General features: G+C 58.5%; 9 protein-coding genes and 1 pseudogene. 4 read left to right on the forward strand and 6 right to left on the reverse strand.

The features are described from left to right. Positions 1 to 12 precede the first annotated feature (12 nt). A complete protein-coding gene (gene guaA, locus RE428_RS13715; RefSeq protein WP_004582591.1) occupies positions 13 to 1,590 on the reverse strand; it encodes a glutamine-hydrolyzing GMP synthase in 1,578 nt (525 codons plus the stop codon). A 149-nt stretch (positions 1,591 to 1,739) separates the two neighbouring features. After that, positions 1,740 to 3,203 carry an IMP dehydrogenase gene (gene guaB, locus RE428_RS13720; protein ID WP_004582592.1) on the reverse strand — a complete coding sequence of 488 codons (1,464 nt, stop codon included), beginning with the start codon at positions 3,201 to 3,203 and terminating at the stop codon, positions 1,740 to 1,742. Between the two features lie 337 nt (positions 3,204 to 3,540). On the opposite strand from guaB, the gene xseA reads away from it, so the two are divergent. From xseA to RE428_RS13735, 3 genes and pseudogenes are all read left to right on the forward strand, one after another. Next, positions 3,541 to 4,923, forward strand: coding sequence for an exodeoxyribonuclease VII large subunit (xseA, locus tag RE428_RS13725; RefSeq protein ID WP_004582593.1), 1,383 nt, complete (start codon positions 3,541 to 3,543; stop codon positions 4,921 to 4,923). Positions 4,924 to 5,158: 235 nt separating this feature from the next. Continuing rightward, positions 5,159 to 7,048: pseudogene (locus tag RE428_RS13730) on the forward strand (propionyl-CoA synthetase); the annotation flags it as partial. Between the two features lie 407 nt (positions 7,049 to 7,455). Next, positions 7,456 to 7,665, forward strand: coding sequence for a cold-shock protein (locus RE428_RS13735; RefSeq protein ID WP_004582595.1), 210 nt, complete (start codon positions 7,456 to 7,458; stop codon positions 7,663 to 7,665). 116 nt (positions 7,666 to 7,781) lie between these two features. On the opposite strand, the gene leuA is transcribed toward RE428_RS13735, so the two are convergent. Then, positions 7,782 to 9,464 (reverse strand): 2-isopropylmalate synthase, encoded by a 1,683-nt coding sequence (gene leuA / locus RE428_RS13740; protein ID WP_004582596.1) that lies wholly within the window; start codon positions 9,462 to 9,464, stop codon positions 7,782 to 7,784. A 250-nt stretch (positions 9,465 to 9,714) separates the two neighbouring features. Here leuA and RE428_RS13745 point away from each other — a divergent pair, with 250 nt between their 5' ends. Beyond that, a complete protein-coding gene (locus tag RE428_RS13745) occupies positions 9,715 to 10,203 on the forward strand; it encodes an Lrp/AsnC family transcriptional regulator (RefSeq protein WP_004582597.1) in 489 nt (162 codons plus the stop codon). 37 nt (positions 10,204 to 10,240) lie between these two features. On the opposite strand, the gene RE428_RS13750 is transcribed toward RE428_RS13745, so the two are convergent. The 3 genes from RE428_RS13750 to RE428_RS13760 form a co-directional block, all read right to left on the reverse strand. Then, positions 10,241 to 10,810 carry a lipocalin family protein gene (locus RE428_RS13750; protein ID WP_004582598.1) on the reverse strand — a complete coding sequence of 190 codons (570 nt, stop codon included), beginning with the start codon at positions 10,808 to 10,810 and terminating at the stop codon, positions 10,241 to 10,243. Positions 10,811 to 10,834: 24 nt separating this feature from the next. Continuing rightward, positions 10,835 to 11,455: a TetR/AcrR family transcriptional regulator gene (locus RE428_RS13755; RefSeq protein ID WP_004582599.1), complete on the reverse strand. Its 621-nt coding sequence runs from the start codon at positions 11,453 to 11,455 to the stop codon at positions 10,835 to 10,837. 69 nt (positions 11,456 to 11,524) lie between these two features. Further along, positions 11,525 to 11,929, reverse strand: coding sequence for a PaaI family thioesterase (locus RE428_RS13760; RefSeq protein WP_227500299.1), 405 nt, complete (start codon positions 11,927 to 11,929; stop codon positions 11,525 to 11,527). Positions 11,930 to 11,937 lie beyond the last annotated feature (8 nt).

The raw sequence follows: 11,937 nt of genomic DNA on the forward strand, positions 1-11,937 counted from the left end.
TTATCGACCGCATCACTCCCATTCGATCGTCGCCGGTGGCTTGGAGGAAATGTCGTAAGTGACCCGGGAGACACCGGAGATCTCGTTGATGATACGGTTGGATACTGTCTCAAGCAGCTCGTACGGCAGTCGGGCCCAGCGGGCCGTCATGAAATCGATGGTCTCGACGGCACGAACCGCAATCACATATTCATAGCGCCGCGCGTCACCGACCACCCCCACGGACTTCACCGGGAGGAATACGGCAAACGCCTGGCTGACTTTATGGTACAGGTCGGCGCGATGCAGCTCTTCGAGGAAGATAGCGTCGGCGCGGCGCAGGATCTCGGCGTACTCTTTCTTCACCTCGCCCAGGATGCGGACTCCCAGACCCGGTCCCGGGAAAGGATGCCGATAGAGCATGTCGTATGGCAGCCCCAGCTCCAGACCGATACGACGCACCTCGTCCTTGAACAACTCGCGCAGGGGTTCGACCAGCTTGAGCTTCATGGTTTCCGGCAGACCACCGACATTGTGATGGGACTTGATCACGTGGGCCTTGCCGGTTTTGGAGGCGGCGGACTCGATCACATCCGGATAGATGGTGCCCTGGGCCAGCCAGTTCACGTCCTTGATACGACCGGCTTCCTCATCAAACACGTCGATAAAGGTGTTGCCGATAATCTTACGCTTCTGCTCCGGGTCGCTGACGCCCTTGAGCTTGTTCAGGAACAGATCCTCGGAATCCGAGCGGATGACCTTCACGCCCATATTGCGCGAGAACATGTCCATGACCTGGTCGCCCTCGTGCAGGCGAAGCAGACCGTTGTCCACAAATACGCAGGTCAGTTGGTCGCCAATCGCCTTGTGCAGCAGGGCTGCGGTAACCGACGAGTCCACACCACCGGAGAGTCCCAGCAACACTTTCTCGGAACCCACCTGCTCACGGATCTGGCGGATGGCGTCGTCGACGATCTGGGCCGGCGTCCACCAAGCTTCACAGTTGCAGATATTCAGTACGAAGTGCTCGAGGATGCGCTTGCCCTGCAGGGTGTGCGTCACCTCCGGATGGAACTGCACACCGAAAAGATTGCGATCCAGATTCTGCATAGCAGCGATAGGCGCGCTTTCCGTGGATGCGAGCAGCTCAAAACCTTCCGGCAGGGTGACGACCTTGTCGCCGTGGCTCATCCAGACATCCAGTAACGATTCGCCCTGCTCGGTGAGATGGTCAGTGATGTCCTTAAGCAATGGACCGCCGGCGCGGACTTTCACCTGCGCATAGCCGAATTCCCGCTTCTCGGAACTCGCCACCTTACCCCCGAGCTGCTCAGCCATGGTCTGCATGCCGTAGCATATGCCGAGGATTGGCAGGCGGCCATCAAACAGGCCTTCCGGCGCACGCGGCCCGCCCAATTGGGTTACCGACTCAGGACCACCGGCAAGGATAATACCTTTGGGATTGAACTCTTCGATCTCCCCGAGGGAAACATCGAAGGGGCGGATTTCACAGTAGACACCGATCTCGCGCACCCGACGGGCGATCAGTTGGGTGTACTGGGAACCGAAATCCAGGATCAGAATACGGTGGTCATGAATGTTTTGAACCATGAAATCCTCAACTCAGAAAATGCAAACGGGGCGCGAGAACACTCCCGAACCCCGGATCATCACAGCCCTTCGGGCCGCATTCTATAGCAACTGGCTGCGCTGATCTTCTTACAGCCTCTTAACCGATTTGCACCGTAGGTGCGACTCGATCAACCAACCCGATAGTTAGGCGCTTCTTTGGTAATGGTCACGTCGTGGACGTGGCTCTCACGCATGCCCGCATTAGTGATTCGGGTAAATTGCGGACGGGTACGCATTTCATCCATATTGCGGCAGCCGGTGTAACCCATGGAGGCACGTACGCCACCCATCAGTTGGTGAACGATGGCGCGCATCGGGCCCTTGCAGGCAACGCGGCCTTCGATACCTTCCGGCACCAGCTTCTCGACGCCTTCGCTGGCATCCTGGAAGTAACGGTCACTGGAGCCCTGCCCCATCGCGCCCAGGGAGCCCATGCCGCGATACGCCTTATAGCTACGACCCTGGAACAGTTCGACTTCGCCCGGCGCCTCATCGGTACCCGCCAACAGACTGCCGACCATTACACTATATGCTCCGGCCGCCAGCGCCTTGGCCAGGTCGCCTGAGAAACGAACGCCACCGTCGGCAATCAACGGTACGCCACGATCTTTCAATGCGGCTGCAACGTTGGAAACCGCGGAAATCTGGGGCACACCGATACCAGCAACGATACGCGTGGTGCAGATGGAACCGGGACCGATGCCGACCTTCACTGCATCCGCACCAGCATCCGCCAGCGCAATGGCCGCTTCGGAAGTCGCGATGTTGCCACCGATCACCTGGACTTCCGGATAGGTCTGCTTGGCCCAGCGGACACGCTCGATGACGCCACGGGAATGGCCGTGGGCCGTATCGATTACGATCACGTCGACGCCGGCTTCCACCAGGGCTGCAATACGCGCCTCGGTGTCGCCACCGGTACCTACCGCAGCGCCGACGCGCAGGCGGCCCTGCTCATCTTTACAGGCCAACGGATAGTCCTTGGCCTTCTGGATATCCTTGACGGTGATCAGGCCGCGCAGCTCGAAGTTGTCGTTGACCACCAGCACCTTCTCGATGCGATGACGGTGCAGCAGGTTCTTGACCTCGTCCAGACTGGCGCCTTCGCGAGCGGTCACCAGCTTTTCCTTCGGAGTCATGATTTCCGCCACCTTGGTGTCCAGGCGGCTTTCGAAACGGATATCGCGACCCGTGACGATACCCACCAGGTCACGACCATCAACGACGGGCAGACCTGAAATACTGTTGGCGGCGGTGATATCGAGCAGCTCACGTACGGTGGTATCGGGTGATACCGTAATGGGGTCCTTGACCACACCACTCTCGAACTTCTTGACCTTGCGGACTGCAGCAGCTTGCTGCTCGACAGACATGTTCTTGTGAATGATGCCGATACCGCCTTCCTGAGCCATGGCAATCGCCAGCTCGGAGCCGGTTACGGTGTCCATGGCGGCGGAAAGGAGGGGGATATTGAGTGAAATACCCTTTGTCAGCTGCGTCTCAAGGCTGACATCCTTGGGCAGGACTTCGGAGTAACCGGGAACGAGGAGGACGTCATCAAATGTCAGGGCTTCTTCGGCAATACGCAGCATGGGACCCGCCTTAATTTAACGTGCTAAATTTCCGGGAGGCCTGTCCTGAAAACCCCGGCACTGGAAACCCTTGCAGTCGAGACAGCGTGCGCCAGGTCCGGCAGAAATCAGGGATATCAGAAAAACGAAACGCCCCGGCGCCCACCAGAAAAAACGACCGAAACAGCCGATATTATGGAGGATCCGCCAGAGCGCGTTTATCATCGCTCCCTTTAATCGATCTATTATATGGGGGACGGGTTGGACAGTAAACCTGCAATCTTCCCCGTACTCTTTGCATGTTTTTGAAATTGCGCCTTTTTTGCCGTTACCAATCTTCGGAAAATCCCTATATTTTATGGATATAACCGCTTCAGCCGCCCGTCCTCGCGCCCTGTCCGTCAGCGAACTCAACCATCAGGTTCGTCACCTGCTGGAAGTCAGCTTCCTACAAGCCTGGGTTGAAGGGGAGCTGTCCAGCTTCTCGCGCCCCGCCTCCGGCCACTGGTATTTCACGCTCAAGGACGCAAAATCCCAGGTCCGCTGCGCCATGTTCAAGGGCAACAATCAGCGCGTGGGAAAACCGCCGAAGGAAGGTGACCAGATCCTGATTCGTGGCAAGGTCACGCTTTATGAGAGCCGGGGTGACTACCAGATCATCGTTGAAAGCCTCGAACCGGCCGGCCTGGGGGCGCTGCAGCAGGCGTTCGAGGCACTAAAGCAGAAACTCCAGGCGGAGGGTCTGTTCGAAGCCGAACGCAAGAAGCCCATTCCCACGCTCCCGCGCCACATCGGTGTAGTCACCTCGCCTACCGGTGCAGCAATACACGACATCCTGACCGTGCTGAAGCGGCGCTGCCCGGGTATCCCCATAACCCTTTACCCGACCGCCGTGCAAGGCCAGGGTGCCGCCGACGAAATCGTAGCCGCCATTCGCAACGCCGAACGCCATGGCGTCGCAGATGTACTGATCATCGGCCGTGGGGGCGGTTCGCTGGAGGACCTCTGGCCTTTCAACGAAGAAAAGGTGGCCCGCGCGATTGCCGAATGCGCGCTCCCCACCGTGAGCGCGGTCGGTCACGAGGTGGATTTCAGTATTGCCGATTTTGTCGCCGACCTGCGTGCACCAACGCCTTCCGCTGCCGCTGAGCATCTGGCGCCTGACCAATCTGGTTGGGTACGCACCCTCGAACAGCAGCTGCATCGCCTGGAATCGGTCATGAACCGGCTGCTGCGCGATATGCGCCAGCAACTGGGACACCTCAGCCAGCGCCTACGTGATCCGCGCCGCGAACTGCAGATCTACCAGCAACGCCTGGACGAACTTGAGAGCCGCCAACTGGGCGCAATGAGACAGCAGATACAGCAACTGAACCAGCGGCTGGGCCATGATCAACAACGGCTGGCCGCACAGAGCCCCGGGCGCTTGCTGGCCCAGCGCCTGGAACACATCGCCAATCTCGGCGATCGCCTTAGACGGGAGGTGCATTGGCAACTCAATGACCACCGCGAGCGCCTGGCTCACGCCTCGCAGTCGCTACACCTGGTTAGCCCCCTGGCCACTCTCGATCGGGGTTATGCCATCGTCGGTACCGATAAGCAGCCGGTCGTGCGGCAGGCATCGGACCTCTATGCCGGAGATGGCATTACGGCCCGGTTGGGCAAGGGCCATATCGAGGCTCTCGTAACCGCGGTGCATCCCGGCGATGAACCACCAAACTCCTCAAACCGAAAGCTATAAGCAACCAGGGCCTCGGATCCAGTCTGTTGGCTACTCTGCGCGTCTTGAAGGAACTGGCCAGAGTAGCCAACAGACTGGATCCGAGGTCCCTTAGCCCATGGTCTAGTAGCGGGATGAAAACAACCACCTAAAGTGGGGGAGAGCATCCGGGAAGCGAGCGTCGCAGTCCTTCCCTGCGGAATATCTCCTTGCACTTTTCGATAACAAGAAGGCCCGCAACCATCGGGCCAACAATAAACGAGGTGGTTCCATGAGTTATCGCGATGAGTTCCGGCAGTCTATCCACGACCCGGAAACCTTCTGGAAGGACAAAGCCCGACTGATCGACTGGCATCGCCCGCCCGAGAAGATCCTCACCCGCACCGATGAATACACCTACACCTGGTTCGAGGATGGCGAACTCAACACCTGCGACCTGGCCCTGGACGCCCACTTACGCAACGGGCGCGGCGAGCAAACCGCGCTGATCTACGACTCACCGGTAACGGGTCAGCAGCAGAAATTCAGCTACACCGAGCTTCACGCTCGTGTCGCCCGCTTCGCTGGCGCATTGCAGGATCGCGGGGTGACCAAGGGCGATCGGGTGATCATCTATATGCCCATGATCCCGGAAGCGGTGATGGCCATGCTGGCTTGCGCCCGTCTCGGCGCCGTTCATTCCGTGGTTTTCGGTGGCTTCGCGGCCCACGAGCTGGCCGTGAGGATTGACGACGCGACGCCGAAGACAATCCTCACCGCCTCCTGCGGTATCGAAGTTCAGAAGGTCATTCCATATAAACCCCTAGTGGATGCGGCCATCGACAAGGCCGAACACAAGCCCGAGTGCTGTATCGTCCTCCAACGGGAACAGGTGGCGGCGGACCTGAAGGACGGCCGCGATTTTGACTGGAGCGAACTGGAAGCCAACGCGGAGTCGGTCGACCCGGTTCCCGTCAACGCCACCGATCCGCTGTACATCCTGTATACCTCCGGCACGACCGGCAAACCCAAGGGCGTGGTCCGGGACAACGGCGGCCATGCCGTTGCCATGCGCTACAGCATGGATCTGGTCTACGGTGCGCGACCAGGAGACGTGTTCTGGGCCGCTTCCGACGTTGGCTGGGTCGTAGGCCACAGCTACATCGTCTATGGTCCGCTCATTACGGGCTGCACGACCATTCTCTATGAAGGCAAGCCGGTCAAGACACCGGACGCCGGCGCCTTTTGGCGCGTAGTGGCCGATCACAAGGTCAACATCCTGTTTACTGCTCCGACCGCGTTTCGCGCCGTGCGCAAGGAAGACCCGGAGGCGGATGCCCTCGATCGTTACGATATCAGCTCGCTCAAACGCATCCTCTTGGCCGGCGAACGACTGGACCCTCCAACTTACGACTGGCTCCGGGACAAAACCGGCCTGCCGATCCTCGATCACTGGTGGCAAACGGAAACCGGCTGGGCAATCTGCTGCAATCCGGTTGGCATCGGCATGATGCAACCGAAGCCCGGCTCAGCCACCGCACCCTCCCCCGGCTACGATGTGCAGATTCTCGATGTCGACGGCTCGCCGATGCGTCGAGGCGATCAGGGTCAGGTCGCAATCAGGCTGCCGTTACCGCCCGGATGCCTCAGCGGTATTTGGGGAGATCGGTCCCGGTTTATCAAGACCTACCTGGAGCCCCTACCGGGCTACTACCACTCTGGAGATGGAGGCTATATTGATGACGAAGGTTATGTCTTCATCATGGGCCGCACGGACGATGTGATCAACGTCGCGGGCCACCGCCTGTCCACAGGCGAGATGGAAGAGGTCGTTGCCTCCCACCCCGCCGTTGCCGAGTGCTGCGTCATCGGCGTGCATGACGAACTCAAAGGCCAGCTACCGATAGGGCTCGTGCTACTGAAAGATGGAGCAACTATCGAGCACGACGAACTCGAGGATGAGTTGGTCGAGATGGTGCGGGAGCATATTGGTGCCGTTGCGTGCTTCCGCCGGGCCATGATTGTCGACCGCTTGCCCAAGACCCGTTCAGGCAAGATTTTGCGACGCGTACTGCGCAGTATTGCCGACGGAGAAAAATATTCCGTCCCATCGACGATCGATGATCCGACGATCCTGGACGATATCAAGGACCGCTTCCGTCATTAAATTTACGCCCGCGGAGCGTCAAACAGGTCATTTTTTAGACACAAAAAGCATCTAAAATTCAAACAACAAGACACCAAACTTACAGCTAACTATCAGGAAAACAGGTATTAGCTTTCTACCCAAACGGTCAAAAACCGGGTGTCGGACAACCTGAGAATTAACTTATGATAGGCCGGAAATCACTGTTTTTCCGGCTAAAATTTTTCTTTGACGGACCCTTGACACGGTCTATACTGAATTTGCTGTGAAAGGCAGCGGTATTCAGTGAAAGCGTTACCACGGTCGGCTTGAATTGCTCTGCGTTGGTCCCTTCCCTCAGTACTCTCTGTAATTCTCAGCAATCCGCTTCTTCATGACGAAGAGGCAGTCCGTTGCGGGCTTAAATCTCAGGAATACAGGAAAGATTCATGTCAGATACTAAAACCGGCCACGTCAAGTGGTTCAACGAATCCAAAGGTTTTGGCTTCATCGCTCAGGAAGGCGGCAGTGACGTATTCGTTCACTACAGCGCAATCAATGCGTCTGGCTTCCGTACATTGAACGAAGGCCAGCAGGTTCAGTTCACCGTGACCCAGGGACCGAAAGGCCCCCAGGCCGAGAACGTTACTCCGGTCTGATTAGAGCTTTATCCCGCCAGCCACGGTTTGGCATGGCTGGCACACAAAAAAGCCGACACATTTGTGTCGGCTTTTTTCGTTCACTTGACTCGTCCTGAAATAGCTTGCTACGTGGCTCAGGCAGTACTCTCGCGAGCCTTCTCAGGCGCGGCGGCCACCACGTGGTTGGCTACCGCCGACAATAGAGCCTGCAGGGTGGCGGATGTCGTATCTTCAGCCAGGGCTGCCGCACTGTGCGGAGCTCCATCGACCTGGATACGGATACATGCCATGGCATTGGCGTTGGTCCCTTCACTCAAGGCGAACTCTTCGTAAGCTTCCACCGCCAGCGTGACACCGAAACGGCGCTCAAGCGCTGCAGCTACGGCTTCCACAGCCCCAAGACCTTCACCGGCCAGCTGGAGCCGCTCCTTCTCACCGAACTCGATAGACGCTGTTACGCCATCGTCCGTACGATGCAGGTCATAGGTGCGCAGCCGCCATTCCGGCCGAACCGCCAGGTACTTGTCCTCGAACAGACGGTGGATGGTGTGGGAATCCACCTCCCCACCCTCGGTTTCCGCCGCCTGTTGGACCACCTTGCTGAATTCGATCTGTAGCCAACGCGGCATGGAAATCTTGTAGTCACGTTCCAGTACATAGGCGACACCGCCTTTACCGGACTGACTGTTGATGCGCACCACCTCCTCGTAGCGACGCCCCAGGTCCCGCGGGTCGATCGGCAGGTAGGCAATCTCCCACTTGTCACCTTCCTTGTACTTGGACAGGCACTTGCGAATGGCATCCTGATGGCTGCCCGAAAAGGCAGTAAACACCAGCTCGCCGGCATACGGATGGCGTGGGTGGGTTTGGATTTCAGTACAGGCTTCAACCACATCCGTGATTTCAGCCATGCCGGACAAGTCGAGCGTGGGGTCGATACCCTGTGAATACAGGTTCATGGCCATGGTGACCAGGTCCATATTGCCCGTGCGCTCGCCGTTGCCCATCAACGTGCCCTCAACCCGGTCAGCACCGGCCATGACTGCCAGCTCGGCAGCCGCCACCGCACAGCCCCGATCGTTGTGGGTATGGACGCTGATCTGGATATGCTCACGGTATTTGACGCGATCACAGATCCACTCGATCTGGTCGGCGAATACGTTAGGCGTCGCCATTTCCACGGTCGCGGGCAGGTTGATAATGACTTCCTGGCCCTGATCCGGACGCCAGACATCATTCACCGCATCGATCACCTCGGCGGCAAAATCCAGCTCGGTTCCGGTGAAGCTTTCCGGCGAGTACTGGAACGTCCAGTTGGTGCCCGGCTGCTTCTCGGCATGTGCCTTGACGATACGCGCGCCGTTGACGGCAATCTCGCGGATACCTTCCCGGTCCATGGCGAATACTTTTTCGCGCTGGACCGTCGAAGTGGAATTGTAGACGTGAACGATCGCATTCTTCGCGCCCTCCAGGGCTTCGTACGTTCGTGCGATCAGTTCCGGGCGCGCCTGGGTCAGGACCTGGATACGGACATCATCCGGAACACGATTTTCCTCGATCAATTTGCGGCAAAAATCGAAATCCGGCTGACTTGCCGCGGGGAAACCGATCTCGATTTCCTTGAAACCCAGCTTGACCAGCAAGTCGAACAGACGCTGCTTCTGCGCCACGGTCATGGGTTTGACTAGCGCCTGGTTGCCATCCCGTAGGTCAACGGCACACCAGGTGGGCGCCTGTTGGATGACCTGGTCGGGCCAGCGGCGATCCGTCTTGCGAACCGGCTGGAAGGCAACGTATTTGCGATGATCAAATCCCATAACGATTCCTTGCTGAGTATTTTTAACGGAAACGAGCCCGTCTGCTGACGCTGACGGGCCTTGTGATGCCCTGCGGCTTGTGGCCCGGACAGTCCGTGACGACAACAGATCCGCCGATAAGCGATCGAGTCGACCGGCAACGTGAATAGCTTAGGCTATTCACCACGCAATGTGCTTGCTAATTTTCTCCCGGCATGGCCAATATTGGAAACATCTGCCAAATTTTAGCGAAAAAATAGCGATTGCTGCCATGAAAGACGAAAAGCTGATCAAACTGGACAGAACAGACCGCAAAATTCTGGAAGAACTTCAACGGCACGGGGAACTCAGCAACCAGGAATTGTCGGAACGGGTCGGTCTGTCGCCCTCGCCCTGCTCGCGGCGGGTCAAGGCGCTGGAAGACGCGGGGATCATCGTCAGGCGAGTGACGATCCTCGATCACAAGAAACTCGGGTTATCGCTGACGGCCATTATCCTGATCGGCATGGACCGGCACACACCAGAGCGGTTCGAGGCTTTCGAACGCCAGGTGAACGAGTATCCGGAGGTTCAGGAATGCTACCTGATCACCGGTCAGGATGCGGATTACATGCTCAAGGTGGTGGTGCCGGGAATGGATGACTACCACGAGTTCCTGCTGAACAAGATCACAAGAATCCAGGGCGTTTCCGGCGTACACTCGAGCTTCGTGCTACGCCGTGTGATCGATAGCACGGCGCTTCCACTAGGCTATCTGTAATCGAAAGTATGAGACAGGCTGTAGCCGAAACAATGGTTCAGGGCCGCGGGACCGGTGGTTGGCCAGACTGTTCGACCCAGATCAGGTCGTCCACCGGATAGCCAGCCTCGCGCGCCTGGTCCACTAGCCTGTCTTGTACCTCCGGATCCATCTCGGGGGTGCGCGATAACAGCCAGAGGTAGTCGTGGTCAGGTCCCGTCACCAGGGAGTATTGGTAGTCTTCCTTGTCTAGCGCCATCACTACGTAGCTGGCATAGAACGGCCCGAAGAACGATACCTTGAGATGCCCCACGTCCCGCGCCCCGACAAATTTGGCAACACCTTCGGCCTGCTCCCACTCGCCACTTTCGGCATTGAAGCCCTGATTGAGTACGTCGATCGTTCCATTGTCCTGCAGCGTGTAGGTGGCCTGGACGTAGCTCAGTCCGTCCTCGAACGGGTGCGGCAGTCGGGCGATCTCATACCAGGTACCAAGATAGCGCTGGGGCTGGAAGCCGGTAACCGGCTCAACGCGCTCCGGGATACCGGTGCAGGCCCCCAACAGGAACGCAACGACCACGAGGCCGAGCGCGCATAAACTGCGAACATGGTGGAATAAGTGCTTCAAGCTGCCCCCTGAAAAAGGCTGGTTTTAAGATTTCTCGTCGATCAACTGATCCAGATACGCCCGCACCATCAGTTTCAGTTCACCCAGCAGCACGCTGGCCTCGTCCTCGGGCAGCGTCACCGCGAGCCGGAGCAAACTGCCGCAAGCCCGCGGCAACATAATACTGGCCGACCAACGCCTGCCCGCCGGCAGGTGCGGGAACTGGCGAGCCAGGTAGTGGTGCAGATCGGTGGCATTTGCCCGGAGTTCGCGCAGGTCGAGATCATGCAACTCCGGCATGGCTTCGACGCCGGACCAGATCGCCTTGTAGGCCGGCTCATTCCGGTAAAATTCGAAGTACACGTCGAGCAGCACTTCAACGATGGTCTCCGGACCAAATTGATCGAGCCGGGACTTGAGCATCGCTTCCAGCTTTTCCACATGCCGCTCGGCAATGGCCTTCACAATAGCCGACTTGTTGGGAAAGTAGCGGTACAGGGACGCAAGCGACATGTTCGCACTGCGCGCAATGGCGGACATGCTGGTGCCGTCGACACCGTGCTCGTGGAAGATCAGGGTGGCGTGTTCCAGAATGGTTTCAACGCGCTCCCGACTACGCGCCTGCAAGGGTTTGCGGCGCGGCGAGATACTGTTGCGTTCGCTCATGCTGACAGGGAACCTCTGGTTAGGTCTCGGGCGTAGAGCCCCGTCTCTATCTTACACCCGGCACAAGGCTCAGGCGGGCAGCGCGTAGCTGCCGGTCACATGGGCGACCAGTCGTTCTTCCTCGCCGGACATAAGGCGGACTTCGCAGAACGCCAGGCGGCGCCCCATCCGCAGGACGACAGCCTCGGCCACCAGGTCGGCAGGCGCGGGCTTCTGCAGGAAATTGATATTCAGGTTACTGGTCACAGCCATCTCCACCTTGCCCAGAGAGGCCAGAATGGCAGCGTACATGGTCGCATCGGCCAACGCCATCTGTAGCGGGCCGGAGAGCGTACCACCGGGACGTACGAAGTTATCCGCAAATGGCACGATCGCCCGCGCGAAGCCGTCCCGAACATCTTCCACCGTGAAACCGATATCTTCCGCCATGGGAACACCGCCCCGGATCAGGGCCTGGACTTCACTGGCACTCAGGGTCATTC

This window comes from Marinobacter nanhaiticus D15-8W, assembly GCF_036511935.1.
GTDB classification, from domain to species: Bacteria; Pseudomonadota; Gammaproteobacteria; order Pseudomonadales; family Oleiphilaceae; genus Marinobacter_A; species Marinobacter_A nanhaiticus.

What these genes read in the sequence shown, in the direction of transcription:
- guaB (WP_004582592.1), bottom strand. Translation starts at nt 3,203, where the DNA reads ATGCTGCGTATTGCCGAAGAAGCCCTGACATTTGATGACGTCCTCCTC.
- xseA (WP_004582593.1), top strand. Translation starts at nt 3,541, where the DNA reads ATGGATATAACCGCTTCAGCCGCCCGTCCTCGCGCCCTGTCCGTCAGC.
- RE428_RS13755 (WP_004582599.1), bottom strand. Translation starts at nt 11,455, where the DNA reads ATGAGCGAACGCAACAGTATCTCGCCGCGCCGCAAACCCTTGCAGGCG.
- RE428_RS13745 (WP_004582597.1), top strand. Translation starts at nt 9,715, where the DNA reads ATGAAAGACGAAAAGCTGATCAAACTGGACAGAACAGACCGCAAAATT.
- leuA (WP_004582596.1), bottom strand. Translation starts at nt 9,464, where the DNA reads ATGGGATTTGATCATCGCAAATACGTTGCCTTCCAGCCGGTTCGCAAG.
- guaA (WP_004582591.1), bottom strand. Translation starts at nt 1,590, where the DNA reads ATGGTTCAAAACATTCATGACCACCGTATTCTGATCCTGGATTTCGGT.
- RE428_RS13735 (WP_004582595.1), top strand. Translation starts at nt 7,456, where the DNA reads ATGTCAGATACTAAAACCGGCCACGTCAAGTGGTTCAACGAATCCAAA.